Here is a 25806-nt window from a genome sequence, read left to right on the forward strand (position 1 = left end):
GTAATTATGAGAAAAATCGACGTTTGTTTGTCGCCAGAACTCATTCATTTGTATGATGTTCCTGCTCTAGCAGTGGTTGTTGTGGATATTTTTAGGGCAACTTCCTGTATGGTGACGGCTTTTGCACATGGGGCAAAGGAGATTATTCCAGTGGAGAAAATGGACTTATGTAGTTCGTATGGAACGAAGGGATATTTGACTTCGGCTGAAAGAAATGGAGTCACTCCTAAAGGGTTTGATTTTGATAATTCCCCATTTAGCTATCAAGCGGAAAAGGTAAAAGGAGCTAAGATTTGTGTCACAACGACCAATGGTACTGTGGCGATTCGAAAGTCTAGAAAATCTCCAGCGCTTTTTATAGGAGCTTTTTTAAATATTTCACGAGTAGCAGAGGCATTGAAAAACTGGGAAGGAGATGCTTTGATTGTTTGTGCGGGTTGGAAAGGTAAGCCGAATTTGGAAGACACCTTATTTGCGGGGGCTTTGATTGATTTACTACAAGGGTCTTACCATGTAGCAGATGATGCTGCCATGATGGCTTTGGGAGCGTATCGGGAGTCTTCGGCTAATTTAATGCAAGCCGTGAAGGGATCTTCTCACGTAAATCGATTGTTGGGATTGGGTATAGAAAAGGATATTAATTTCTGTTTGGAGAGAGATGTATACCCCGTACTGCCTGTTTTAAAGGGCAATAAATTGGTGTTGAAATAAGTAATGAAGATGTAGGTGCAAGGCCTAATTAACAAAAAGGTGATGAAGTTATATAGTACACAACATCAGAGTCCAGATGTTTCATTAGAGGAAGCCATATTTCGTGGTTTACCACCCGATAATGGTTTGTATATGCCATTGTCTATTGAAAAGATGGATCCATCATTTTTTGAAACCATTCAAGAGAAGAGTTTTCAAGAGATTGCGGAGGCTGTTTGCCAACATTTATTAGGTTCGGACTTGACCAAGGAAGAAATTCATGGAATTATTAGTCAATCGATGACATTTGAGGCTCCTTTATTTGATCTAGAAAAAGATGTTGAGGTTTTGGAATTATTTCATGGTCCATCCATGGCATTTAAAGATTTTGGAGCTCGCTTTATGGCGGCGATTATGTCGCACTATTTGTTGAAGTCGAAAAGAGAAATTCGCATTTTAGTAGCTACTTCTGGAGATACGGGTGGAGCGGTGGCCCAGGGATTTTATAATACTCCTGGGATTTCAGTTACCATACTTTATCCAAAAGGAAAGGTTTCAGATATTCAAGAAAAGCAATTAACGACTTTAGGTGGTAATGTTCATGCCTTAGAAATAGCTGGGACTTTTGATGACTGTCAAAGCTTGGTTAAGCAGGCTTTTTTGGATGAGGAATTGAGGGCTAAATTTAATTTAGCCTCTGCTAATTCCATTAATATATCTCGATTGATTCCTCAGTCCTTTTATTATTTTGCGGCTTTTGCGCAAGCGAAAAGAAAGGGCTTGAAAATGCCGATTGTTTTCAGTGTACCGAGTGGTAATTTTGGAAATTTGAGCGCAGGCTTAATGGCTTATCGTATGGGATTACCTGTCATGGCATTTGTGGCAGCATGTAATGAGAATAAGGTTGTACCTGATTACTTAACCACAGGAGAGTACAAACCCAAACCTAGTGTGGAGACGCTTTCTAATGCCATGGATGTGGGGAATCCATCTAATTTTATTCGGATGAAGTTGTTGGCTGGTGAAGATTGGGATTCAGTGAAGGAATTGGTAAAAGGGTACTTTACAAATGATGAACAGACGAAGGTAAGGATGAAAGAGGTTTATGATAGGACTGGATATGTCATGTGTCCACATACAGCAGTTGCGTATGATGGTTTACAACAATACAAGGCAGAATCGGTAGGGGAATTTACGGGAATATTGCTTTCAACAGCTCATTATGCTAAATTTCTACCCACTGTGGAATCTACTTTAGGTAGAGAAGTGCCAATTCCTGAGCGTTTGTCGGTTCTTTTAAATAAAGAAAAAGTGGCAACTTCCTTAGGGAGTGATTATGCAGGTTTTAAGCAATATTTATTAGGAGAATAAATTGTTTTAAAACAACGCTGGCAAGGTTTCAAACCTTGCCAGCGTTGTTCGAACGAATTTAAAAGGAAGCTTATTGTCCAATAAGTTGGATTGTTACATCCATGTGAAAAAGACTAAAGTAATGCCTTAAACTTATCAAATTCCTGATAAGCGATAATTCCAATTAAGATAATTAATAGGGGGCCAGCACCTAATCCGCCTAGAACTAATAATTCTAAGAGTAGAATATTTAGGGCAATAGGGCTCAGAATTAATAAAGAAAGGGCCCTTTTAGATGGAATTAGTAATAAAACGGCACCGATAATCTCTAATATCTTAACCACTTTCATAAATCCTGTCGGGACCATCAAATTAAAAAAGAGTGCTTGATTTCCAGACATAGGTGGAGTGGGCACAAACTCAAAGAAAAAATTTAGGCCTCCGAATAAAAATAGAAAGGCTAATAAGAAGGTTGGAACTAGTTTCAAATATTTCATGTGATCGGGTTTTGTGTAAGTTAAAAGATGGAATTTGGCAACGCTGTCAAGGTTTTAAACCTTGACAGCGTTAAGGGAAAATTAGCTAATTTTTGGCAATAGACCAATCAATTTATTGATAAAACATTCAGAATATCAATTACTTAGTTCCTGGGAGATATTCTCCTTTATGAATCATTTGAACCATCATGAAATGGAGTTCATATTTTTTTACATTCTCCTTACTGAAACCCAAGCCTTGCTTATCTCGAATAAATGACTGATAGTCTTGAAGCAGAAATTCCTTTCGGTTTTTTATGGCAGGATAATACGTTACGATTGAACTAAGCCAAAATAGTATGGCTACTGGAAGTATCCATTTCGTCATAAAATTAGAGGAAACAAGATGTGTTGCAACAACATATGTAAGCAACATCGCCAAGGTAGCGATAATTTTATAATTCCCAATTAGAAAGACAAATGGGCCGGATTTAGATCGTAAGAGGGCTAATAAAACCCCATTCAAAATACAAAATGTGAGGCAACCAGCTAAAAAAAGCTGATGACTATTCGCCAATTCGCCAGATGTCCAGCGCTGGGAAAAACTCGAATATTTTTTTTCTGCATTTACAAAAATCCAGCGTTGAAACCCCCAAATGATTATGATAAACAATAATAAACCCATGGTGAAGCTAAAGATCAATCGAATCGTTGAATCTTGCTCGTTAAAGTAATCTGCTGAGCCTCCTAAAAACACAAAAAATCCTTGAATGCTTTGCCAAGGGTGCCCAGCCAAATAGATTAATCCATTTTGATTAGATCCCATGCTGGGATAATTCCAGAAAAATAGAGTCAAAAATGTTACGAAAATGCCAATCCAAATACCCAGTTTTTTTACTTCAAATTTGGTTAAAAGAATCATTCCCCCGGCAGCGATGAAGAGTAAGCCATCCGAATTGGATAAACAGGCGAGCATAGTACAAAGTACCCCTGTTATGAACAATTTATTACGGCCTTTACTGAGGCAAAACATGGCTAAAAAGCCAAAGCCAATGACCAAATTTCTTTGTATAGAAACAATGAACCAAAATGTATTTAAGTGGTATTGAAAGTTTAAATATAGAAAAGGGATAGGCAAAAAGTACCACCATCGATTTTTGATGGGCAAGTTGTACCAAAGTAATACAAAAAGGATGATGATATATAAGTGGGAAATAAGGAGTAATGCTTTAAGGTCTAATTGATTGAAGAAAAAATAGTGAACCATTACCCACAATCGAAGCGTCACTATCCGGTGCTCGTTGTTAGGAAACCATATCATTTTTAATCGATCGAACCAATCTGGCTGAGCAAACCATGCACGTATGGTCATTGGAGCTTCAAAATCATCTAACCAAGGGATATTGATAGAGAAAGCAAATAATGACCAAGCGAAAAATACGATGGGTATTAATCCGAGTAAAAATGAAATAAGTTTTATGCGTGGAAAGGAGGGCATTTATCGCAGGAGGGGTCCTTGATTAGTTATCGTTAGGGGTGATAAATATTGGTAAGTGGGGGATTGATTATTGGGTAAATTTAATAAAAAAACTTGAAAGTGAGTCGTTGGCAATTTATTGAAAATCAATAAATTACTGTGTTTGATGCGATTGAGATAGTCATTCGACAAAGAGGCAATATAATATTTTTTTCTGGGTGTTTCCTCTTGTTTTAATACCACAAATCGTTGATCTGATAAAGTGTTTTTTTCTGGGAGCTGATTCCACGATAAAGATAGCTTGCCATCTTGAAATCGACTGGCAATGGGGTTGATTGCTGTTATTTCTTGAATGTCCAAGTCAGGAAATTGACTTGGAATTTCTTCTGTATCAAATCTGTAATATGTTTTTTTCAATAATTGCATGGTTTCCGGCGGGCATTCATATGCAGAAGAGCTTTGGAAATAATATGCACCAAGCAGATCTGCTTTCCATCGCTGATTCATTTCCTGTAATGGCCTTCTTGCCATAAAAAACGAAGCAATCATCCACGTACCAGATAACAGCAAGGCCCAGGGAAGTCGGAGTGTCTGTTGTTTATGAAAAATCAAAGCGCCATAAATAGCCATCAACATGGTATTCCCATACAATAAAAAGCGATCAGAAAGTGCGATCAACTCTAAGTCACCCATGCCTGACCTACCGTAACAAATGAGCAAGCCCGTGGCCGCAATTTGTAAAAAAAGTAAGGAAGGGAAGGTAATATTGATTCTAAGTGAACCCAGTATTTTCCAAGTAAAAAAGAGCACTACGGGGATACCAGCTAAAAAATTAATCCAGGCCCTAAAGGAATCTGAAATAGGTAATACCCAATTTCCTAAAAAGATAAAAAGTCCTTTGAAGAGGGGCCATGTTACCTGCCCAGTGGAGGAAGCGGAACCTGCGTAATCATGAAAATAGAAAACAATAACACCTATGGCAAATAGGGTAAATGGTATTTTTAGAGGTGATTTTTTTGTCCAAAGCACATAGCCCACCATGGGTAAAAAAGCAATACCTTCTGTTGACACAAAAGGATATAAAAGGGCTAAGAAAATAAGCCATACCGCATTTTCCGCGTAAAATAGGCCATAAGCAATCCAGACCAAAAAGAGGATGGATCCCGTATGTTGTAATACACCGATTAAATTAAAGTTATCGATATTCCCAAATGGAGCCAATAACAATGCCGCTATTCCTACCAAATGCCAAGGTGAACGTTTGATTTTCTGTAAAAACCAGTGGAAAGGAATGAGTATGAAGACCAATTGAACATTGGCCAAGATAATGGCCGTTTTGAAATTCAAATTCCCCAATAAGGTATATTGTAAGAGAACCCAGGCCCTAGAATAGGCTATCCGATGAATGTTATTATGGAAATGGAATATATAAGTGATATTATCTTTCCAGCCATGCTGATGTACATAGTCCAACAGCTCCAAAAAGGCATAATCATCTCCCCAGTTTGGAAAATTAAGTGTATATAGCTGTAGCCGATAAAAGTGAAAAAAAAGTAGCGCACCCATGGCCAAAAACCAAGCAAATTTTTCCTTTAAACGCATGGTTGACGGAAGAATTGGAAGCATTTATTTTTTCAAATAATCGTTTCTTGAAAGGTATTTTTCGATCAAAATATACAGTAAAATAAACAAGTATCGACTCCCCATTTCTTTGATTTTCAAATTGGATTGTCCTGCTTTTCTATTACGCCAAGAGTTAGGTAAAACCTCATAGGAATATCCTCGAATGATGGCTTTTAAAGGTAATTCTATGGTCAAGTTAAAATGAGCCGATAGAAAGGGTTTTAGTCCTTCAATGGTATTTTTTCGGTACATTTTGAAGGCATTAGTAGAATCATTGTAGGGAATTCCCACCAATAATCGAATTAAGGTATTGGCGAAACGATTAATGATGTATTTATGCTTGGGATAATCATGTGTAGAACCTCCCTTGATAAAACGAGAACCAAATACACAATCCAGTTTTTTATCCACCATCAATCGGTAAAAAGCAATGAGGTCTTGAGGATTATCTGATAAGTCAGCCATCATGACTGCGACGATGTCTCCTTTGAACCGCTCTAAACCATATCGAATAGCATAACCAAAGCCATTGGGCCCAGGATTGGTGTATATGGTTAAGCTTGGAATACTTTGTTGTAAATTTTCTAGAATGGCCAAAGTTTGGTCCTTGGAATTGTCATTCACCACCACAATCTCATGGTTTATTTCAGCAAGCTGAAGGGCCGCGTATAAGGACTCCAATGTTTCAGCAATGGAACCTTCCTCATTATAAGCGGGTATGACAATACTCAGTTGGGACATACCTCTAGGATAATATAGGTTGTAGAAATGCTTGATCTTGAATAAACCAGTCGTGTACCTCTCCCAATAAGCTAGGCACACTTATTTCGGGTTTCCATTGGCTAAACGCGGTAATTCGGCTATTATCAGTGATATAAATAGGAAGATCGCCAGGGCGGTTTTCAGAAGAAGAGCTAATCGGTATGGTATTCCCAGTGATTTGAACACATAATTTAGTTAATTCAGCCAAGGAAACGCTGTTCTCTAGCCCTCCACCCACATTGAATATTTGACCTTGGTGTAAATCTAGATGCTGTATTTGCCAAAGGACTAATCGGAACAAATCTTTGACATGAAGCACATCTCGAATTTGTTGCCCATTTCCACCAAAACCAATGTAGGATAGCGACTTATTCCAAAAGTGTTTAGCCATCCAAAGCACAATAACTCCTTGGTCAATTTTACCCATTTGATATGGGCCACTTAAGACCCCACAGCGGTTGATGACTGTTGGGATACCAAAATTATGGGCAAATTCTTGAATGATGTATTCGGAAGAAAGTTTGGTAGCGCCATATAAAGAACGAAGGCCAGCCAAAGGAAAATTTTCTGCTACTCCCTTTTCACTCAGCCCTTCGTAAGCTTGTTGATGGGATAAAACAAATCGCTTTTCTTCGGTTTGGAAATTAATATTGGACAAACTGTTGTAAGGATAAACCCGACTGGTTGAAAGAAAGATAAAAGCTGCTTGATGCTTTTTGGCAAAATAAAGCGTATTGATGGTCCCGTTTAAATTGGTATCAATTAAGTATTCTAATTCACCAGCTTGACTACCCGCTAATACAGAAGGTTCAGCTGCGGCATCAATCACCACATCAACATGGGGGATGCGATCGAAGTCCGTCTTGATTCGAACATCTCCATGAACAAATTTTACTCCCAGAGGAAGAATTTTATTGAGGTTTAATTCAGAACCTCTTCTTGATAAATTATCAAGGCAATATACTTCACAATCAACAAGATGCTGTTTGAAAAGAGCTGCTAAATTTGAGCCGACAAAACCACAACCTCCTGTGATGAGTATTTTCATTTTGCTTTGGCTTCCATGTAACGGTTGTAAATATCTTGGAAGACATCTTCCAGAGATTTCGTGATGTCCCAATTTGGATAATGGGATTTCATTTTTCGTAAGTCTGAGTAGTAGCAAATATGATCACCAATACGATTGGTTTCATCATATTTGTATTTCATGGGAATGCCGCTAATCGTAGAAATAATTTGAAATGCTTCTAAAATAGAAACAGAGTTAGCTTTTCCTCCACCGATATTATAAACTTCCGCCACTCGGGGAGCTTGGATAAATTCCTCTATAAATCTGGCTACATCGTATGAATGTATGTTATCTCGTACTTGTTTGCCTTTATAGCCGAAAACGGTATATTCTTTTTGCTCTAAATTACATTTAATCAAATAACTTAAAAATCCGTGCAATTCAACCCCCGCGTGGTTAGGTCCTGTTAAGCAACCTCCACGTAAACAGGCTGTTGGCATATTGAAATAACGGCCATATTCTTGAACGGAGATGTCCGCAGAAACTTTGGATGCACCAAAAAGCGAGTGCTTGGATTGGTCTATGCTAAAGCTTTCTGCAATTCCATGCTCATAGGTATCATCATCATAATCAAAGCGTGTTTCCAATTCCTTCATGGGAATGAAATTGGGAGCATCGCCGTAAACTTTATTGGTTGATAAATGCACAAAGGGCACCGATGTACTGAATCTACGTAAGGATTCTAATAAGTTAAAAGTACCAACGGCATTGGTATCAAAGTCTTCAAAAGGGATCGAGGCTGCCCGGTCATGGCTAGGTTGTGCTGCAGTATGCACAATCGCATCAGGACTAATTTTTGGGATTAAATCTAGGACAGCTTGGCGGTCGCGAATGTCTATGGTGTGATGTTGATAGGATTCTCCGAATTTGGCTAATCGATCTTGGTTAGTCGAATTGTCACCTTGTGAACCAAAAAAAACGGCTCTTTGATTATTGTCTATTCCGTGCACTTCCCAGCCCTTTTCTAAGAAATATTCGCTCACTTCTGAACCAATTAATCCTAAAGAACCGGTAACCATTAATTTTTTTGACATGTGACTTATATAATTGGATTAAATCAAAGACAAAATTATCGTTTTATTTTTAAATATAGAATTTGAAGGGGCTTTTTGGCTTTTAATTCCAATATTCGCTAGTAGATATAGATTCGGAACATGCTGTATCAAGACAAATGGGGTAATGAATCATCTTGAGTGAGATTGCGGTATTCAGAAATGAGGGATATAAAAATTTAGGGTGCTACGTGTAGCCATAATTTAAACAGTTGTTTAATTATTTAAAATACTTCATGATTTCTGCTGCAATTAGGGCATGTCCTTTTTCATTTGGGTGATTTACTTGCGACATCCATTCGCTGATCGGAGTACCAGCTTTTACTTGTGCTCGAAATCGCTCATAGCTATCGACAAATCCTAATTGATGAACTCTTGCCAATTCTTGAACTTGTTGGCCATGTAGGTCCAAGACTGATTTTGTATCTAGGACATCTACACGCTGGTCGGGGGAGGCACTTAAAAGAATGACTTTGATTCCCTTAGATTGTGCCATTTGAATCATTTTTTCCCAGGCTTTTTTGGCTCTTTCCAAACCTAAACCTCGATCGTTCAGAACGTAATCAATAAAAATAAGGTCAGGACGATGACTCAACACTTCTTGTTCAAATCGCTCTGCTCCTTTTTCTGCATTTTCCCCACCTATGGATGTATTGATGATGTTAATAACTGCCAAAGGATATTGCTCCTTGAGCGATTTTAATACTTGATAGGGATAAGCCCCTAAAGTATTCACTACAGTAGTTTTGAAATATCCTGCTGGAACAGAATGTCCATGGAATACTAAATTTATGCTCCGATTTTTAGGCCATTCTTTCAGCAATTCTTGTTTGATTTCTTGTAAATAGTAGGTAGAGGAGGCTTGCCCCATGGCTTGAATACTAAAGCCTAGAAAACAGACCATCAGGCCTGTCCATCGTGATATTTTCATGGTGTAGGTTTAAAAAAAGAGCCTTTAAGGCTCTTGATTTGAAGAATCTTTACACATCTTGTGCATCAAAAACCACTACTTTTTTCCATAAATGGCTGTAGTTTTTGACGAATTCTTGGTGAATCAGGTGGTCTTGGTATATTTTTTGATCTTTTTCATTTTCAAAAAACATCAATTCTGACACATCCCAAGAGGTGTCTACCACTTCTCTTTTTTCTGTAGATGCCAATACCCCAATGTGTATTTTTTTGATAGCTTCAATGCCTTTTAGGGTGTTTAACCCTTCAATAAGTTTGTTTCTATCCTCAATAGATTCAGGGTTGTTTAACCAAAAGAATACGTGATGTAATAAATATTTAGTTTCCATGTGTTTAAAAATGATTCATCGTTTCGATCTATCTAAACTACATTAAAAAGGTCAAAATGGTTATATGGTCGACAAAATTTTTAGGAAATGGCCATTTATTTTCTGCCCAATAGTTGCTTGATTTCCTGTTTTTCTTGCGAACTTATTTTTGTCCATACCTTACCCTGAAGGGCCATCTCAATTCCATAAAAGATGTTCAAATTGGGCGTTATTCCCTTTTCCACTAGTTTTCGTGAAATGCTTGGGTAATCGGTCGCTAATAAATCCTGTTCTGTATAGATACCAATTTGGTTCAGTATACCTGTGGTATAAGGTCCAAAGTTTCTAATATCTCCAATTCGTCTATTGCTCATCATTTTTAAACTTGCTTTTGCCTATCCATCCCAAATGAGTATGGTCAAAACTCTCTAATTTCAATCCATATCCTAGTACTCGATCTATGGTGCTATGTGCCATAAAAATGAGGCTCACTTGTAATAGTAAGGGCATGGGCCAATAATACCCAGTAAAAATCCCTAAAGCAATGAGACCCTGATGGTGAAACAAATTGTAGGCATGTAAACCTAGTTTTTTTGACAATATCACGGCTAAAAAAGAAAGATCTGGGGCTAAAATCAACCAAGCGAATGCTCCCCATTGATTTGGAAAAAAAGCTATGTATACCCATATACTCAAGGCAAATAAGCCTAAGGACTCTAGTTTTAACAGATTTTTCATGATATGCCTTTTGGCCAAAATAAGGGTAAATATTTCAAAATGAGCAAGGAATTATGACAAATGGTCACTGAGGTTCTTCCACGATATAGTATTCTACAAGTTTGAATGGCCTCATCTCCCCAGAAGAAAGGGTCTTATGGATGCAAATTTAATGTCATTTGTACTTCCATGAATATTTGGACATATTTGAATTTCTAAGCCTTTGAAACATGAATTCATTTCGCATTTACTGTACCAGTATTTTACTATTTTTTAGTGTATCTGTTTTTGCCCAAAAGGCAAGTTTGTGGAAAGAGGTCCAGCCGGGTATTTGGAAAACTCAAATAGGGAATCCCCATCATATCAGCTTGCTCCAAGCGGCTGGTGGACATGCCCTTCATAATGCCTTGAAATTATTGCCAAGCAGTACTTTCCCTTTGTCGAAAGAAGATATCAAAATTCAGATTATTGATAAAAAAATATACCTGCGTTTTCCTTTGAGTCAGGAGGAACAGGTTTTTGGTCTTGGATTAAATTTCCAAACGGTCAATCAACGGGGACGGATTTTAAACTTGCATGTAGATCATTATGGAGGAAAAGATAATGGACGTACCCATGCGCCTGTACCATTTTATGTTTCTTCCAAAGGCTATGGTGTTTTAATCGATGCAGCTTCTTATATGACGGTTTATGCGGGCTCTAATGTCCGTGCGGACGCTAAACACCCTGCCCCTATACAAGATAGAAATTCAGATAAAAATTGGGATTCGCAGCCACCTTCTGATGTGTTGGAAGTATTGATTCCTGCTGATGGAGTCAGCATATATGTTTTTGCAGGACCGAGTCCCATGCAAGCTGTACAACGGTACAATTTATTTAATGGAGGGGGTTACTTGCCTCCTAAATGGGGTTTAGGATTTACCCAACGAGTTCCCACTTTGTTTAGTCAAGATGATATTATTAAAGAGGCCAAAAGTTTTGAATCGCATCAATTTCCTTTGGATTTTATAGGTGTAGAACCGGGTTGGCATTCAGCATCCTATCCATGTACTTTCGAATGGGATCCTGGTCGTTTTCCACGACCTAAAGCATTTTTAGATACCTTATCTCGCATGGGAATATCCGCCAATCTTTGGTTGAATCCCTATGTTTCCCCGAAGTCATCTTTGTATGCAGGAATTAAAAAATACACGGGTTCCCACTTGGTTTGGAATGGGATAGTCCCGGATTTTACCATGGCCCAAGCTCGAAATTTAATGAAGGCGCATTTTGTAAAAAATCATTTGGATATAGGTGTTGGGGGTTATAAAATAGATGAGGTAGACGGCTACGATAATTGGATTTGGCCAGATGTGGCAACCTTCCCTTCGGGGACAAGTGCTGAACAGATGCGGCAAATATATGGTTTGATGGTACAAGAAATGACAAGTTCTTGGTTCAAGGAAAAAAACAAAAGAACCTATGGATTGATCCGAGCGTCCAATGCGGGGGCAAGTTCATTGCCTTATGTGATTTACAACGATTATTACAGCCATAAAGATTTCATTACAGCTTTAGTCAATTCTAGTTTTATTGGGGTGCTTTGGACACCGGAAGTAAGGGCTTCCAAAACGGCAGAGGAATGGGTCAGGAGAATGCAGTCGGTTTGCTTTTCACCCATGGCCATGTTGAATGCTTGGTCGGATGGGACTAAACCTTGGTCATTTCCAGAAGTGGAAAAGGCGGTCAGTGATGTTGCGAACCTACGGATGCAGTTATTGCCCTATCTCTACACCACTTTTGCTCAATATCGATTTGAAGGAAAACCGCCATTTAGAGCCATGAATTTAGTGGATGGTTTTGGGTTTAAACCCGCAGGAACAAAAGGGAAAGTGGATGCTACGGAGAATCCTTATGGTATGAGTATTAAAAACGACATCAAGGATCAATACATGATGGGCGACTTTATCTTGGTGGCTCCTATGTTTGCGGGAGAAAAAACGCGAAATGTTTATTTACCTGAAGGGAAATGGTATGATTTCTATACGGGGAAATTAGTGGGGGAAAATCAAAAAATACAAATCAGTCCTAGTTTAGACAAGATACCTCTTTTTGTGAAAGATGGCGCATTGATTCCGATGGTGCCCGTACACCGACAAGCCCCCAAAGACGGACAAGCTTTTGCATTAGAAATTCGACATTATGGTCGGAAAGCTGGTACTTGGAAATTATACGATGATGATGGTCGGACTTTCAATTTTGAAAAGGGGGCACATAGTTGGACTGAATTTGGGGTGAAGCTAGGAGTCAATGGACAATGGGAAGCTTTTCCAAAACAGGTTACATCAAAAGCAAATTTTGGGTATTTACCAGACATTACTTGGACATTTATGACGAAATAAACCGAATAAGATATGAAAAAAGGAATTCTATTAACTGTTTTATTGGCATGTAGCATCGCCTCAAACGTCGTTGCGCAAGATCGCCCATTGCAAATTATCATGATTGGTGCTCATCCAGATGATTGTGATATTAAGAGTGGAGGAACGGCGGCTTTGTTTGTGGCCATGGGTCATCATGTCAAATTTGTGTCTGTTACGAATGGTGATGCAGGTCATCAAACAGAAGGTGGAGGCATGTTGGCAAAGAGAAGAATCGCTGAAACCAAGGAAGTGGCCAGTAGATTAGGTGTCTCTTATGATGTGTTGGATAATCACGATGGGGAGCTTTTACCTAGTTTAGAAATTCGCTTCCAGATCATCCGAAAAATACGGGAATGGAAGGCAGATGTGGTGATTGCTCCACGTTCTAACGATTACCATCCAGATCACCGCTATACGGGTGTTTTGGTACAAGATGCCGCTTTTATGGTCGGAGTGCCTAATGTGGCACCTGATGTAGAACCTTTGAGAAAGAACCCCATATTCTTGTATTTTCAAGATAATTTCAAAAAGCCAAATCCATTTCAAGCTGATATAGCCGTTGATATTACGCCTGTCATTGAAAAAAAATTAGCAGGTTTAGATGCGCATCAATCTCAGTTTTATGAGTGGCTACCTTGGATAGGAAATTATGAAAATGAAGTACCCAAAGATCCCGCCAAACATAAAGAGTATTTGTTAGCTAAACGAGTTCAAGCGCCAAATCCAGAGGTGAGAAAAACCTTAGAAAAATGGTACGGCAAATCACGTGCCGATCAAGCTAAATATGCCGAGGCATTTGAAATTTGTGAGTACGGCACCCAACCAACGGAACAAGATATTCGTCGATTATTTCCTATGCTAGGAAAGTAAGATGTAGGTCTAAATTAGTTAAATAAAAAGACTCCATATTTTTTATAGTCATGGAATGTGCCTGGTAGTGGCGACCAGGACCATTTTGCCATTTTTCCAGTATCATAGTCGAGCCGACAAAAATTCCCTTTCCATACCATTCCTGGTTTAGCGGGCACATTTTCCAGTGGAGTGAGGAGGGTAAACGGAATGAATAGCTCGGCAGACCATGTACCCATACCTCCAGGAATGTGTTTGATAGAAACTTTCTTTTGGACTTTTCTTTCACCCTCATAATGCCAAGGTAACCATCCATAAAATTTGCCTTGAAAATTCGGCACCATTAAGACAAGTTCTTTTTCCAAAGGATTTATTTCATATTCAAAATAGATAGGGTTAGCGGGATTCGGATGAAAAAACACTTCGAATACATCGGCTTTATATAAATCCTCAAAATCGTTTAAATAGCTCGTGCTGATTTTTTGATCTTTACCTTCCAAATACACGTATATTCCTTTGTTGGAATACAGGATTTTAAACCGACTATCTAATTCCTTAGCTAGTTCATTTCGGGCGGGTAAAGGATACCATTTACTTTGTTGCCATGTAGGATGATTCGCTTGTCCATCCATGGGGAAGTCGGGAACATGCTGTACTAGCAAGGTGTCTTGTGCGACAATTGTACTAGAAATAAGCAGAAGTAAGAAAAAGCAGTATTTCATGAGACCAAGGGGGGTGTTATTTTTTTATGTCTGAAAAACAAAAATAAGGGGAAAGCAAAGGCATAGCCGATTAGAAATGTTAATAAAATGTATAACCATACTTTTTTCATGTGTAATCGATAGCCTTCTACCATCATGAAAAAAGTTCCCGCCATGGTTCCAGTCCAGAAATCGAAGGTTAAACTTTTGGCATAATAACTAGTCCAAGTACTTTGAACAAATTGGACTACATCAAAATTCCCGTTTTGCTCTTGCATGCCTAGCCAAACAAAATAAAAAGTGAGGGAACCTCCAACAATAGAAAGAAAGAGATAGAAATAGGCAATATTGGAGGGGAGGTGTTTCATGGGCTATTGATTGAGATGAATTTAAAAAATGGACTGCCCAATTTACTCATTTATTCGAATCTGAACTTTTTACTTACATATTTCAGTTTTGGGATATTAATATAGCCAACATGAAAATAGAAATTTGGAGTGATGTCATGTGTCCCTTTTGTTACATTGGGAAACGTCATTTAGAAAAAGCCTTAGAGCAATTTGAGTCGAGTACCCCGATTGAAATTGAATGGAAAAGTTATCAATTGGATCCTAGCATACCCATGCATTTTGATGAGCCAGTGAATATTTATGAGTATTTAGCAGATCGCAAGGGGATTAGTGTGGAGAAATCGAAAGAGATGCACCAACAAGTGGCCGATATGGCGGAGAAAGTTGGATTGAATTACCAATTTGATCGTTTGGTTGTGGCCAATTCCATGAAGGCACATCAGTTAATCCAGTTGGCCAAAGAGCAAAAGAAGGATAATGAAATAGAAGAGAAATTATTTGAAGCCTATTTTGTGGAAGGGAAAAACTTGGCTAGTGAGACTGATTTGGTGGCTATTGGGGAATCTGTCGGATTAGAAAAAGAAGCGATTTTAGCAGCTTTAGAGAATGATGAATTCGCTTATCGAGTGCGACAAGATACGCAGGAGGGAGTCAGCTTGGGCTTGAAAGGTGTTCCTTTTTTTGTGTTCAATCGCCGCTACGGAATCCCAGGCGCTCAACCTCTAGGGGTGTTTATTGATACCCTTCGCCAGGCTGCGGAACATGATTAATATCAGTATTTTATCGGGTAATTGGTAGTTTTCTCAGGAATCAAATCTGACATTCTGCGTAGTTTTGTGCACTTAGGTTTATTAGCTTACCTCTTAGATTTGTCAACTTTTTAAAAGTTGACAAATCTCCGGTGAACTGGTGAACTGGTCAACCGGTCAGACAGTCAGACAGTCAGCTGGTTAGTTGGTCATCCGAGCTGATTAGCTGGTTAGTTAGCTATTTAGCCAATTGACAAGCAAGCAACGAGTCAACCGACATGATGGCCAAAACTAATAATCCAAAACCTCCCAAAGGTCGACAGATCACACAGAAAATGATGAATAATGATTCCAATTGATGCCTATTTACTGAATAAATACAACGTACCTATTCCTCGCTACACAAGCTATCCAACGGTGCCTTATTGGGATCATGAGATCAATGTGGATCGCTGGAAATCAGCTTTTAAAATGCGCTTTGAGGAATGTAATGATTCCCAAGGTATCAGTCTATATATTCACCTGCCTTTTTGTGAAAGTATGTGTACATTTTGCGGCTGTAACAAGCGCATTACAACCAACCACAAAGTGGAAGATGAATACATTGAGGTAGTATTGCAAGAGTGGCAATTATATCGTCAACAAATGACGTCCACGCCATTAATTCGGGAGTTTCATTTAGGTGGAGGCACTCCCACATTTTTTTCTCCAGAAAATTTACAACGCTTAATTCAAACCATCCTTTCGGATTCTCAGGTAGCAGAGGAGCATGAATTTAGCTTTGAGGGGCATCCCAATAATACCACTTTTGACCATTTGAAAACCTTGTTTGAACTAGGATTTAATCGAGTAAGTTTTGGTATGCAAGATAGTAATCCTGAAGTGCAACAAGTCATAAACCGTATTCAGCCCCAGGAAAATGTCCAACAAGTAGTTCAATGGGCCAGGGAAATTGGGTATGAGTCAATAAATATCGATTTGGTTTATGGCCTTCCCTTGCAAACCATCGAACGTATTGAAAAAACCATTCAAGATGCGATTTCTTTACGTCCCGACCGGATTGCATTTTATAGTTATGCGCACGTGCCTTGGACCAGTCGTGGGCAGCGTTTATTCGACGAAAATGATTTACCGTCTGCTTCCGAGAAATTAGCCTTGTACCAATTAGGTCGAAGCATTTTTTTAGCTCAGGGCTATCAGGATATCGGGATGGATCATTTTGCCTTACCCGATGATTTGATGTACAAAATCAAAGAGCAGGGGTCATTGCACCGTAATTTTATGGGCTATACTGTTCAGCAAACAGGCATGGTATTAGGCTTAGGAGTTTCTAGCATCAGTGATGTTTTTTATGGGTTTGCCCAAAATAAGAAAACGATTCATGATTATTATGAAGAAGTGAAGCAAGGAAAATTAGCTGTTTTCAAAGGCTATTTTTTAACTGAAACAGATCAGGCCATGCGGCAATATATATTGGATGTTGCTTGCAATGGCAAGACTCAATTTAAGCCAGAGGATCTCCCGATCCTAGAAAAGTATAGTTTTCCATATTTAGCGGAATTAGAAGAAGACGGATTAATTCAATGGAATATTCAAGGCTTGAATTTGACATCTGTAGGAGCCAATTTTGTCCGAAATGTTTGCAAGGCCTTTGACATTAAATTACTATCAGACGAGCACGCTACTTTAAAGTTTAGCCAAGCCGTGTAGCCATACACGTATTACATTTCATCAACTTTCAACCATACGGGATTTTTTATTTTCTTTACAGAAATAATCTGAGGATTTTAGCCTCATCCCTTTATTTATGGGTGTCAAGATATTACGAAGTCAGCGTTTATACGTCAAAGATCTTAGTCTTAAAGATGCCTCATTCTTGTTGGAACTACTCAATACCCCAGGATTTATACAATTTATCGGTGACCGAGGGGTAAGAAGTTGGGTAGATGCCAAAGCTTTTTGTACCAAATTGCGGGATAATCCCGCCATTCATTACCGAGTCGTTTTTCTCCAATCTTCAGATATTCCTCTGGGAATCATTTCCCTTGTTCAGAGAGATTATTTACCTCAACCCGACATCGGTTTTGCTTTTTTACCCACATACTCGGGTATGGGTTATGCCTATGAAGCAGCTAGCATGGTCTTAGATGATTATTTTGCTAATCACAAAGCGCCTATCTTCGCTACCACCTTAGAGCATAATGTTCGCTCCATCAAATTATTGTTGCGCTTAGGTTTAACCTTCGAAAGATGTATAGAAAGAGATCAACAACAAATCCACCTGTATAAAAAAGACCCATGGAATCATTAGAATGGCAAATCCAGCAACTAGAAGAAAATATATCCTATATGCATGTGAACCATGCGCACATCTCTAAAGGGTCTGTAGGCTGGCATATAGAGCATAGTCTACTGGTGATGATCACCGTGATTAGTGCTTTGAAAAAATCTGATCCCAATCGTTATCGCTGGGTATTCAATTGGAAAAGAGTGTGGGTGTTTTTTACTCTGAAAATTCCAAGGGGAAGGGTGAAAGCTCCTTCATATGTTGATCCGTTACATGTAACGGATATACGCATAAGGGATGTGCTGGCCAAGGTATATCAATTATTGGAAGAGATGAAAAGGCTGCCGTCTAAGACGTATTTTCATCATTTCATTTTTGGCGATTTGGATTTAGCTGATACTCAATATTTTTTGAGAATACATACCTACCATCATTTGAAAATAATGGCTGATTTAATCAATGATGATGCCAAAGCTGGTCAATAATCCAGCTAGATTTGATTTAGAAAATTTAGCTTTTTTCATTCGATTAATTTGAGGACTTATCTCAAAATGATATGCTGTTCGGAAGTCGGCCTTTTCTAGATTAGTTTGGTCAAATTGTGCGTTCAACAAATCACAATCATCAAAAAGGGCTTCGCTCAAATTGGCATTACTAAAATCTACTTCGTGTAAAGAGCAGTGTTTAAATTTTGCTTTTTTCATTTGTCGTTGATAAAACGAGGACAGATTTAAAAAGCAATGGTCAAAGTGCACCTCAAATAGAAAAGGATTAGCATATTCAAAATGTAAACCTTGTAATCGACAATTGAAAAAGGCTACATTTTGCCATTTGGTATTTCCCATCTTGACTAAGCTAAGGTTGCAATCCTGGAACTGGCAATCAATGAATGAGTATTCCGATAAATCCAATTGAGCGAACTCGCATTGTTTAAATATACAAGCCTCATATTCTCCTTTGGGGAGCCCCTCCAAGGTGTAATTTTTCTTCTCAAAAGTTTGTTGATATGGGTTTTCCATGGTGGGCAGATTTAAATAGCTAATTTACGAGAAATATTAGCAATAGTTCCTCCTTCATTCATCTTTCCTAAGGCTAGGGGATTCAGAAAAAGATTGTAAATTAGGCAAGATTTATAACCTATTTTTCTATCATGAAACAGTTACTGCGAGCCCTTTTGGTATGTGCCTTGTTCGTGCATCCTTTTTTTGTTCCAGCTCAAAAATTCATAGAAGGCTCTTGGTCCAATACCCAAGGAGACGTGTCTACTTGGATTTTGGTAACGGATCAAATTGTTAGTGTTACTCAGTTTGAAACTAACAGCCATAAGTTGCTTGCCAGCTACGGTGGAACATATCGCGTGAAGGGGAAGGAATTGGAAATTCAACAGGAATGGAATTCGCAGGATTCTGTACAAGTGGGACAGCTGAAAAGGCTTACAATCCAAAAGAAAAAGGGGGAAATTCAAGTGGAACAACAGGTTTTCACTCAGATGGATCAAGGTGAAGCAGGAAAAATGAAAGGCGCTTGGATTATTGTAGGGAACTTTTCAAATGAAGTGCTGTCTCGAAGACCTAATCCTTTTTTCCCGAGAAGAACCATGAAAATACATACGGGAAATGCCTTCCAATGGATTGCCTACAATGTTCAAAGCAAACAATTTTTTGGTATAGGAGGAGGCTTTTATAGCACGCAAGGAAATACCTATACCGAAGAGATCGTATTTTTTACCAAAGCCAGTTCAAGTATCGGCAAAAAGCTCTCATTTGAATATCAAATTCAAGATGGAATTTGGCGACATAAAGGTCAAAAATCTACAGGTGGTCCCATGGATGAGGCTTGGTCGCGCAGGGAATTAGTAGACCATAAATAATTCCCTTAGATGATTGATTTGTTAGGCCATTTACATCCCTTTTTAGTGCATTTTCCCATTGGGATATTGGTCATAGCTTGTGTCATGATTTGGGCACAGTCTATTCGAAAGGTTGAATGCCAATCATCCATCACGACATTAGTCATTTTGGGAGCAATAGCTGCTGTTTTTGCCTCGCTTTCAGGATATATTTTATCCAGCTCTGGGGAATATGAAAAAGCTGATGTTTTAGCCCATCAATGGTGGGGAATAGGAACCACCCTTTGCGCCCTTGGTCTTTATTTTTTTCAAGCTTATCAAAAAATCATTAGCCTTATTTTATTTGTTGCTTTAGCTATCACGGGTCATTTTGGTGGGGAACTGACTTATGGGGCCAACTATTTATTTGCCAGTAAAAAGCAAACATCTCCATCCAAGGAATTGAGTCTTTCAACAGTAGATACAACGCAACAGAAAATAGAACTGGATACCGTAGTTGAAGTGCTCAGCACCGCAGGAAATTTTCCATTTGAGCAAGAGGTTTTACCCATTTTGAAAAGCCATTGTTTTCAATGTCATTCCAGTAAAAAACAGAAAGGGAAATTACGCTTAGATACCGAAGCTTTCATCAAAAAGGGAGGAAAGGAAGGGCCCATTTTACTTGCCGGAAATCCATTGAAAAGTCATTTATATAGTTATTTGATTTTGCCGGAAGACGATGATTTGCACATGCCACCTGAAGGCAAAAAACAATTGAATCAAAGGCAAATTGCTATCATTAAAAGATGGATTGAGTTAGGTGCGCCATTTTCAGAGTCATTGCAGGAAATGACTTTACCATCGGATGCCGCAAATCCAATGCATGCATTGGATATAAAACAGCCTACAATGACTCTGCTGCCTCTCGAACCAGCCAACCATGCCGACATACTTCAGGCCAAGTCGCAAGGTCTTAGTATTAGTCCATTTGCCAATCATCTTGCAGGTTTGAGTTTGAATTTTGTTAATGTAAAGCATCTGGATGACCAAGTTTGGCAAGCGACTAAAAAGATCCAAAACAATGTTTTACAAATCAAATTGTCAAAACGACAAGATATCCAAGTGGAGGAACTCCTGAATTTCAAGAACCTCCAGCAAGTAAATTTAGAGCAAAGTAATATTCAAGATGCTGATTTAGAGCGCTTAGGGCAATTACCTCACTTGACGCAGTTAAATCTCTATGGGACAGGGATTTCTGACCAAGGGATAAAAGCCATTGTTGCCATGAAGGCATTAAAAGTTCTTTATATTTGGCAAAGTAAGCTCAGTCAGGAAGGCTTGCAAGCTTTGAAGAAAGCTCGACCTGATTTAAGCATCGTGGAAGGAAAATTTCAATTTAGTCCGCCAGATACAAATCGTTTGAAAGCAATAAAATAGCTTATGAAAAGGTACGGGTTTTTGATATTTTCGCTTTGGTTTTTGATGGCCGCCAAGCCACCTAAAAGCTTGCCTTTACCTGCAGATGTGGCATTGGAATATCGTCAATTGCCGGCAGCTCTGGACTTTAATATTCATATAAAACCGATATTGTCCGACAAATGCTTTGCTTGTCACGGACCAGATAAAGCGAAACAAAAGGCTGGCTTGCGACTAGATTTGCCTGAGAATGCCTATGCCAAATTACCAGAAAGCCCAGGTAAAGTGGCGATCACACCGGGTAATCTCCAGAAGAGCGAATTGGCTCATCGCATTCTTTCCAAGGACCCTAGCTATGTCATGCCTGAGCCGAAATCTCACTTGAGTTTATCTGCCAAAGAAAAAGCCATACTCCTTAAATGGATACAGGATGGAGCCGTTTATAAACCTCATTGGGCTTTTGTTAAACCCGTAAAACAAGCCATCCCAAAATCCCCAAAGGGGATGAATGTGATCGATTACTGGGTGCAAACAAAATTGGAAAAGGAGTCCTTAACAATGAGTGCCAAAGCTTCCAAGGCCTTACTGCTTCGTCGTCTCTCTTTTGATTTAACAGGACTTGCGCCTAGCATTCCTGAACTAGAAAACTATCTTACTGACAATACCCCCAATGCTTACGAAAAGGAGGTAGACCGACTGCTCGCTTCGCCTCATTTTGGCGAAAAAATGGCCGTAGATTGGTTGGATTTAGCTCGTTTTGCCGATTCGCATGGCTATACCGTGGACCGTATCCGTGATATGTCACCCTACCGCGATTGGGTCATTAAGGCTTTCAATAACAACATGCCTTACGATACATTCATTCATCAGCAATTGGCCGGTGATTTAATGCCCAATCCAAGTAAAGAAATGTTGATTGCCACGGGATTTAACCGTAATCACCCCCAAAATACGGAAGGGGGAATTGTGGAAGAAGAGTTTCAAGCAGAATATGTGATTGACCGAACCAATACTTTCGGGGAAGCATTTATGGCGATATCTACAGGTTGCGCTCGTTGCCATGATCATAAATTCGACCCTATTTCTCAAAAAAACTATTACGAGCTATTCAGCTTTTTTAATAATGTCCGAGAAGCAGGTCAAATCTCCTATTCCGATGATTTGCCTACTCCTACTTTGATGCTTCCAACCAAAGAAAAAGAAGAGGTTTTGAAATTTATTCAAACTAAGATTCATACGGTTGAGGAAAAAATGAATCAAAGCCCGACTTCCAATGCTCCTTTTCAAAACTGGATTAAGAGCAAGGGTCATGAAAAATTGGCAGAAGACATAATACCTCAACAGGGCTTGATAGCCTATTTTGATTTGGATGCGGCATTGAAAAATAAATTGAATGATAAGCAGGTTGCCGTAATCAAAAGAGAATCAGGAAAGACGGGTGATCAGCCAGTTTTTGTGAAAGGAAAGCAAGGTCAAGGATTAGCTTTTGATGGGGATATTTATGCGGACTTAAGTCCAGCCGGAGTGTTTAGAAAATCGGAACCATTCACCATAGGCATCTGGGTGAATATCCCTAAAGACATGAAGGAAGGTGTTATTTTTCATAAGAGTAATGCGGAGCGACTGTATAATTTTAAGGGCTTTCATGTCTATTTGAAAAACAATCGACTGGAAATAAACATGGCGCATACGGCTCCATCCAATGCCATCAATAAGGTGATGAGAACGGATATCCCGCGGGATCAATGGATTCATTTAGCTTTGACTTATGACGGTTCTTCTCAAGCCACAGGATTTAATTTGTTCGTAGATGGTCAAAAGTCGGACATGGAAACGGTTATTGACCAACTGTATAAAGACATCATTTATTTCTCCAAAAATGAATTAGGCTTGCAAATTGGTGGATGGTGGCGCGGTCTTGGCTTTAAAGGAGGGAAAGCGGATGAAGTGGCGATTTACAATCGGGAGCTTATTCCATATGAAATTCAGGTTTTGGCTCAAAGGGCCTCCTGGAAAGATGTGGTATACAAGTCGCAAGACCAATGGACAAACCCTCAAGGCGAAGCATTTAGGGCATATTTCAAACAAAATTTGGATAGCACCCAATGGGCTTTGGCCAAGGAAATCAAACATTGGCGAACAGCTTTGGCGGATTCGTCGGAGAAAATAGAGGAGGTGATGATCATGCAAGAAATGCCCCAGCCTAAAAAGTCATTTTTGCTTCAACGTGGTCAATACGATGCCAAAGGAGTAGAAGTTTTTCCGAATACTCCCCAAAAGATTTTACCATTCCCTAGCAACTTGCCCAAGAATAGGCTCGGCTTGGCGCAATGGTTAACCCATGAAAATAATCCGTTAACAGCTCGTGTCGCGGTGAATCGTTTTTGGCAAAATTTCTTTGGCACAGGTATCGTAAAAACTTCCGAAGACTTTGGAAACCAAGGGGAAATGCCTTCCCATCCCGAATTATTAGATGCTTTGGCGATTCAATTCCGAGAATCTGGTTGGAATATCAAGCAAATGATGAAGCAAATGGTGATGTCGGGAACCTACCAACAGGATTCAAAAGCTACGGCCGAGCAAAGGGAAAAAGACCCAGAAAACCGATTATTAGCTCGAGGGCCTTCTGTTCGATTAAATGCCGAAATGATTCGCGACAATGCCCTTCAGGCCAGTGGTTTATTGGTCAATAAAATTGGCGGGAAAAGCGTGTATCCTTATCAACCCGATGGCTTATGGGAAATCAATAGCTCACATTACAAACAAGATACTACCTCGGCGGTATACCGTAGAAGCTTGTACGTGGTTGTGAAGCGTTCAGTACCCAATCCCACGCTAGCCACATTTGATGCTCCCGCCAGAAGCTCTTGTTTGGTACGTCGACAAAAAACCAATACGCCTTTACAGGCGCTCGTGGGCCTGAATGATCCCACCTTTTTGGAAGCAGCTAAGATGTTGGGAGAACAAATGGCCGCAGAAAAAGATATCAACAAAGCCATACAAATGACCTTTAAAAAACTGACAAGTCGAGAAGCCTCAGAAAAGGAATTGGCTTTGTTGGTCGATCTACAAAGAAAAAGTTTAGTTCGTTTTCAGCGAGATGCAAGCAAAGCAAAAGGCTGGCTGCAAGCGGGAATGAAGCGAGTGCAAGGAAATATGGATGGAAACTTAGTGGCGGCCAATGCGGTAGTAGCTAGTGCCATCATGAATTCAGACGCTAGTATCACCAAACGATAAAATTATGGGACATAGACACACAGATCCATTTCGTTTATCGCATCCAGATTTAGAAAAGCTTAATCGGGGACTAGACCGACGAGATTTTTTAAAGAAGACAGCCATGGGTTTTGGGGCGATAGCTTTGAACGGTTTGCTGGCTTCTCATCAAGCGCAAGGCCAATCTTTGGAACAACAAATATTGGATGCCTTACCTAGAATAGCGCCTAAGGCCAAGCGGGTTGTATATTTATTCATGAGTGGAGGCCCGTCCCAGTTTGAGACTTGGGATTATAAACCAGAATTGACTAAACGGATGGGTCAGGATTTGCCAGATTCTATTCGGAAAGGTCAGCGATTAACGGGTATGAGTGCTAATCAGGCTATTTTGCCTGTGGCCGCCTCTGCCTATGGGTTCAGACAATATGGCCAAAGCCAAACTTGGGTGAGTGATTTATTGCCATATACGGCACAGGTGGTGGATGAATTGTGCGTGATTAAATCCATGTTTACCGAGCAAATTAACCATGATCCAGCGATTACCTTTTTTCAAACAGGTCATCAATTGCCCGGTCGACCGTCCATTGGTTCTTGGTTAAGCTATGGTTTAGGTTCCGAGAATCAAAACTTGCCTGCTTTCATTGTCATGGTGTCTAAGGATGCTTCCAAAGATCAGCCGTTGTATGCCCGACTGTGGGGAAATGGTTTTTTGCCCTCGGAACATCAAGGAGTTCAATTTAGGTCCAGTAAAGATCCTGTTTTGTTCTTGTCGAATCCCGAAGGATACGATGGCAAGGACCGCCAAGAAATGCTGGATTATTTGAAGCAGTTGAACCAATTGCAAAATGAATCTTGGGGCGATCCCGAAGTAGATGCGCGAATAGCCCAGTATGAAATGGCTTTCAAAATGCAAACTTCTGTACCAGAAGTGATGGATGTCTCGGATGAACCTCAGGAAGTATTTGATTTGTATGGACCCAATAGTCGAGATAAAGGAAGTTTTGCCGCCAATTGCTTATTAGCTAGAAAGTTATTGGAAAAAGATGTGCGCTTTGTTCAGCTGTACCATCAAGGCTGGGACCATCACGATAGTTTGCCCAAAAACATCGTTAATCAGTGTAAACAAACTGATCAGGCAACGGCCGCTTTGATCATGGATTTAAAGCGGAGAGGTATGCTGGAAGATACCTTGGTGATTTGGGGAGGCGAGTTTGGTAGGACGGTTTATTCGCAAGGTAAATTATCGCCAACGGGTTATGGAAGAGATCACCATCCCAAATGCTTTAGTATGTGGATGGCAGGAGCTGGCGTAAAGGCAGGAACGACTTTTGGTCAGACGGATGATTTCAGTTATAATATTATCAAAGATCCCGTGCATGTGCATGATTTTCAGGCGACTATGTTGCACCTGATGGGCATTGATCATGAGCAATTAGTGTATAAATACCAAGGTCGGAGATTTCGATTAACCGATGTACATGGTAAATTGGTCAAAGGTATTTTGGCCTAGTTTTT

Annotated in this window: 25 protein-coding genes; 12 read left to right on the forward strand and 13 right to left on the reverse strand. The window is 39.5% G+C overall.

The genetic code is table 11. The features are described 5' to 3' along the window. Positions 1–6 precede the first annotated feature (6 nt). The gene (locus tag U0R11_RS08550) at positions 7–711 is read left to right on the forward strand and encodes a 2-phosphosulfolactate phosphatase (protein WP_406751284.1); all 705 of its coding nucleotides are present in this window, start codon (positions 7–9) and stop codon (positions 709–711) included. 42 nt (positions 712–753) lie between these two features. After that, positions 754–2061, forward strand: coding sequence for a threonine synthase (thrC, locus tag U0R11_RS08555; RefSeq protein WP_406751285.1), 1308 nt, complete (start codon positions 754–756; stop codon positions 2059–2061). Positions 2062–2174: 113 nt separating this feature from the next. Here thrC and U0R11_RS08560 read toward each other — a convergent pair whose 3' ends face one another. The 10 genes from U0R11_RS08560 to U0R11_RS08605 all read right to left on the reverse strand — a co-directional run bounded on the left by U0R11_RS08560 (position 2175) and on the right by U0R11_RS08605 (position 10514). Continuing rightward, positions 2175–2537, reverse strand: a complete 363-nt coding sequence (locus tag U0R11_RS08560; protein WP_406751286.1) for a hypothetical protein — start codon at positions 2535–2537, stop codon at positions 2175–2177. Positions 2538–2676: 139 nt separating this feature from the next. Then, positions 2677–4014 (reverse strand): hypothetical protein, encoded by a 1338-nt coding sequence (locus U0R11_RS08565; protein ID WP_406751287.1) that lies wholly within the window; start codon positions 4012–4014, stop codon positions 2677–2679. After that, positions 4015–5595 (reverse strand): hypothetical protein, encoded by a 1581-nt coding sequence (locus U0R11_RS08570; protein WP_406751288.1) that lies wholly within the window; start codon positions 5593–5595, stop codon positions 4015–4017. 24 nt (positions 5596–5619) lie between these two features. Next, positions 5620–6357, reverse strand: coding sequence for a glycosyltransferase family 2 protein (locus U0R11_RS08575; RefSeq protein WP_406751289.1), 738 nt, complete (start codon positions 6355–6357; stop codon positions 5620–5622). 4 nt (positions 6358–6361) lie between these two features. After that, the gene (locus U0R11_RS08580; protein WP_406751290.1) at positions 6362–7426 is read right to left on the reverse strand and encodes an NAD-dependent epimerase/dehydratase family protein; all 1065 of its coding nucleotides are present in this window, start codon (positions 7424–7426) and stop codon (positions 6362–6364) included. Beyond that, positions 7423–8481 (reverse strand): NAD-dependent epimerase/dehydratase family protein, encoded by a 1059-nt coding sequence (locus tag U0R11_RS08585; protein ID WP_406751291.1) that lies wholly within the window; start codon positions 8479–8481, stop codon positions 7423–7425. The genes U0R11_RS08580 and U0R11_RS08585 overlap by 4 nt, the downstream gene beginning before the upstream one ends. A 238-nt stretch (positions 8482–8719) precedes the next feature. Next, a complete protein-coding gene (locus U0R11_RS08590) occupies positions 8720–9430 on the reverse strand; it encodes an SGNH/GDSL hydrolase family protein (RefSeq protein WP_406751292.1) in 711 nt (236 codons plus the stop codon). A 49-nt stretch (positions 9431–9479) separates the two neighbouring features. Then, complete coding sequence (locus U0R11_RS08595; RefSeq protein ID WP_406751293.1) at positions 9480–9797, reverse strand: Dabb family protein; 318 nt, start codon at positions 9795–9797, stop codon at positions 9480–9482. 95 nt (positions 9798–9892) lie between these two features. After that, a complete protein-coding gene (locus U0R11_RS08600; protein WP_406751294.1) occupies positions 9893–10150 on the reverse strand; it encodes a TfoX/Sxy family DNA transformation protein in 258 nt (85 codons plus the stop codon). Next, entirely contained in the window at positions 10140–10514 is a 375-nt protein-coding gene (locus U0R11_RS08605; RefSeq protein WP_406751295.1) for a DUF4260 family protein, read from the reverse strand. The genes U0R11_RS08600 and U0R11_RS08605 overlap by 11 nt, the downstream gene beginning before the upstream one ends. A gap of 209 nt (positions 10515–10723) precedes the next feature. Between U0R11_RS08605 and U0R11_RS08610 the strand changes: the two genes are divergently transcribed. Further along, complete coding sequence (locus tag U0R11_RS08610; RefSeq protein ID WP_406751296.1) at positions 10724–12874, forward strand: TIM-barrel domain-containing protein; 2151 nt, start codon at positions 10724–10726, stop codon at positions 12872–12874. A 12-nt stretch (positions 12875–12886) separates the two neighbouring features. Further along, positions 12887–13765 (forward strand): PIG-L deacetylase family protein, encoded by an 879-nt coding sequence (locus U0R11_RS08615; protein ID WP_406751297.1) that lies wholly within the window; start codon positions 12887–12889, stop codon positions 13763–13765. 14 nt (positions 13766–13779) lie between these two features. Here the strand turns inward: U0R11_RS08615 and U0R11_RS08620 are convergent, their stop codons facing one another. Together U0R11_RS08620 and U0R11_RS08625 are read right to left on the reverse strand one after the other, a co-directional pair. Then, positions 13780–14466: a carbohydrate-binding family 9-like protein gene (locus U0R11_RS08620; protein ID WP_406751298.1), complete on the reverse strand. Its 687-nt coding sequence runs from the start codon at positions 14464–14466 to the stop codon at positions 13780–13782. Continuing rightward, entirely contained in the window at positions 14463–14813 is a 351-nt protein-coding gene (locus tag U0R11_RS08625; RefSeq protein WP_406751299.1) for a DUF2834 domain-containing protein, read from the reverse strand. Before U0R11_RS08625 ends, U0R11_RS08620 begins: the two co-directional genes overlap by 4 nt. Positions 14814–14923: 110 nt before the next feature. Here U0R11_RS08625 and U0R11_RS08630 point away from each other — a divergent pair, with 110 nt between their 5' ends. From U0R11_RS08630 to U0R11_RS08645, 4 genes are all read left to right on the forward strand, one after another. Continuing rightward, positions 14924–15565 carry a DsbA family oxidoreductase gene (locus U0R11_RS08630; protein ID WP_406751300.1) on the forward strand — a complete coding sequence of 214 codons (642 nt, stop codon included), beginning with the start codon at positions 14924–14926 and terminating at the stop codon, positions 15563–15565. Positions 15566–15889: 324 nt separating this feature from the next. Next, entirely contained in the window at positions 15890–17254 is a 1365-nt protein-coding gene (gene hemN, locus U0R11_RS08635) for an oxygen-independent coproporphyrinogen III oxidase (RefSeq protein WP_406751301.1), read from the forward strand. A 97-nt stretch (positions 17255–17351) separates the two neighbouring features. After that, entirely contained in the window at positions 17352–17855 is a 504-nt protein-coding gene (locus U0R11_RS08640; protein WP_406751302.1) for a GNAT family N-acetyltransferase, read from the forward strand. Then, entirely contained in the window at positions 17843–18316 is a 474-nt protein-coding gene (locus U0R11_RS08645) for a hypothetical protein (protein ID WP_406751303.1), read from the forward strand. The genes U0R11_RS08640 and U0R11_RS08645 overlap by 13 nt, the downstream gene beginning before the upstream one ends. Here U0R11_RS08645 and U0R11_RS08650 read toward each other — a convergent pair. Then, positions 18284–18850: a pentapeptide repeat-containing protein gene (locus U0R11_RS08650; protein WP_406751304.1), complete on the reverse strand. Its 567-nt coding sequence runs from the start codon at positions 18848–18850 to the stop codon at positions 18284–18286. The two genes, U0R11_RS08645 and U0R11_RS08650, sit on opposite strands and share 33 nt — an antisense overlap. Before the next feature lie 131 nt (positions 18851–18981). Between U0R11_RS08650 and U0R11_RS08655 the strand changes: the two genes are divergently transcribed. The 4 genes from U0R11_RS08655 to U0R11_RS08670 are packed head-to-tail and all read left to right on the forward strand — an operon-like array spanning position 18982 to position 25801. Continuing rightward, on the forward strand, positions 18982–19701 hold the full coding sequence (locus tag U0R11_RS08655) for a hypothetical protein (protein ID WP_406751305.1): 720 nt from the start codon (positions 18982–18984) through the stop codon (positions 19699–19701). 9 nt (positions 19702–19710) lie between these two features. Next, positions 19711–21096, forward strand: a complete 1386-nt coding sequence (locus U0R11_RS08660; RefSeq protein ID WP_406751306.1) for a c-type cytochrome domain-containing protein — start codon at positions 19711–19713, stop codon at positions 21094–21096. Between the two features lie 3 nt (positions 21097–21099). Next, positions 21100–24312: a DUF1553 domain-containing protein gene (locus U0R11_RS08665; RefSeq protein WP_406751307.1), complete on the forward strand. Its 3213-nt coding sequence runs from the start codon at positions 21100–21102 to the stop codon at positions 24310–24312. 4 nt (positions 24313–24316) lie between these two features. After that, positions 24317–25801 (forward strand): DUF1501 domain-containing protein, encoded by a 1485-nt coding sequence (locus tag U0R11_RS08670; protein ID WP_406751308.1) that lies wholly within the window; start codon positions 24317–24319, stop codon positions 25799–25801. The last annotated feature ends 5 nt before the right edge of the window (positions 25802–25806 follow it).

Origin of the sequence: Aquirufa salirivi (genome assembly GCF_045310485.1) — a bacterium.
Taxonomy (GTDB): domain Bacteria; phylum Bacteroidota; class Bacteroidia; order Cytophagales; family Spirosomataceae; genus Aquirufa; species Aquirufa salirivi.

What these genes read in the sequence shown, in the direction of transcription:
- U0R11_RS08550 (WP_406751284.1), top strand. Translation starts at nt 7, where the DNA reads ATGAGAAAAATCGACGTTTGTTTGTCGCCAGAACTCATTCATTTGTAT.
- thrC (WP_406751285.1), top strand. Translation starts at nt 754, where the DNA reads ATGAAGTTATATAGTACACAACATCAGAGTCCAGATGTTTCATTAGAG.
- U0R11_RS08560 (WP_406751286.1), bottom strand. Translation starts at nt 2,537, where the DNA reads ATGAAATATTTGAAACTAGTTCCAACCTTCTTATTAGCCTTTCTATTT.
- U0R11_RS08565 (WP_406751287.1), bottom strand. Translation starts at nt 4,014, where the DNA reads ATGCCCTCCTTTCCACGCATAAAACTTATTTCATTTTTACTCGGATTA.
- U0R11_RS08570 (WP_406751288.1), bottom strand. Translation starts at nt 5,595, where the DNA reads ATGCGTTTAAAGGAAAAATTTGCTTGGTTTTTGGCCATGGGTGCGCTA.
- U0R11_RS08575 (WP_406751289.1), bottom strand. Translation starts at nt 6,357, where the DNA reads ATGTCCCAACTGAGTATTGTCATACCCGCTTATAATGAGGAAGGTTCC.
- U0R11_RS08580 (WP_406751290.1), bottom strand. Translation starts at nt 7,426, where the DNA reads ATGAAAATACTCATCACAGGAGGTTGTGGTTTTGTCGGCTCAAATTTA.
- U0R11_RS08585 (WP_406751291.1), bottom strand. Translation starts at nt 8,481, where the DNA reads ATGTCAAAAAAATTAATGGTTACCGGTTCTTTAGGATTAATTGGTTCA.
- U0R11_RS08590 (WP_406751292.1), bottom strand. Translation starts at nt 9,430, where the DNA reads ATGAAAATATCACGATGGACAGGCCTGATGGTCTGTTTTCTAGGCTTT.
- U0R11_RS08595 (WP_406751293.1), bottom strand. Translation starts at nt 9,797, where the DNA reads ATGGAAACTAAATATTTATTACATCACGTATTCTTTTGGTTAAACAAC.
- U0R11_RS08600 (WP_406751294.1), bottom strand. Translation starts at nt 10,150, where the DNA reads ATGAGCAATAGACGAATTGGAGATATTAGAAACTTTGGACCTTATACC.
- U0R11_RS08605 (WP_406751295.1), bottom strand. Translation starts at nt 10,514, where the DNA reads ATGAAAAATCTGTTAAAACTAGAGTCCTTAGGCTTATTTGCCTTGAGT.
- U0R11_RS08610 (WP_406751296.1), top strand. Translation starts at nt 10,724, where the DNA reads ATGAATTCATTTCGCATTTACTGTACCAGTATTTTACTATTTTTTAGT.
- U0R11_RS08615 (WP_406751297.1), top strand. Translation starts at nt 12,887, where the DNA reads ATGAAAAAAGGAATTCTATTAACTGTTTTATTGGCATGTAGCATCGCC.
- U0R11_RS08620 (WP_406751298.1), bottom strand. Translation starts at nt 14,466, where the DNA reads ATGAAATACTGCTTTTTCTTACTTCTGCTTATTTCTAGTACAATTGTC.
- U0R11_RS08625 (WP_406751299.1), bottom strand. Translation starts at nt 14,813, where the DNA reads ATGAAACACCTCCCCTCCAATATTGCCTATTTCTATCTCTTTCTTTCT.
- U0R11_RS08630 (WP_406751300.1), top strand. Translation starts at nt 14,924, where the DNA reads ATGAAAATAGAAATTTGGAGTGATGTCATGTGTCCCTTTTGTTACATT.
- hemN (WP_406751301.1), top strand. Translation starts at nt 15,890, where the DNA reads ATGATTCCAATTGATGCCTATTTACTGAATAAATACAACGTACCTATT.
- U0R11_RS08640 (WP_406751302.1), top strand. Translation starts at nt 17,352, where the DNA reads ATGGGTGTCAAGATATTACGAAGTCAGCGTTTATACGTCAAAGATCTT.
- U0R11_RS08645 (WP_406751303.1), top strand. Translation starts at nt 17,843, where the DNA reads ATGGAATCATTAGAATGGCAAATCCAGCAACTAGAAGAAAATATATCC.
- U0R11_RS08650 (WP_406751304.1), bottom strand. Translation starts at nt 18,850, where the DNA reads ATGGAAAACCCATATCAACAAACTTTTGAGAAGAAAAATTACACCTTG.
- U0R11_RS08655 (WP_406751305.1), top strand. Translation starts at nt 18,982, where the DNA reads ATGAAACAGTTACTGCGAGCCCTTTTGGTATGTGCCTTGTTCGTGCAT.
- U0R11_RS08660 (WP_406751306.1), top strand. Translation starts at nt 19,711, where the DNA reads ATGATTGATTTGTTAGGCCATTTACATCCCTTTTTAGTGCATTTTCCC.
- U0R11_RS08665 (WP_406751307.1), top strand. Translation starts at nt 21,100, where the DNA reads ATGAAAAGGTACGGGTTTTTGATATTTTCGCTTTGGTTTTTGATGGCC.
- U0R11_RS08670 (WP_406751308.1), top strand. Translation starts at nt 24,317, where the DNA reads ATGGGACATAGACACACAGATCCATTTCGTTTATCGCATCCAGATTTA.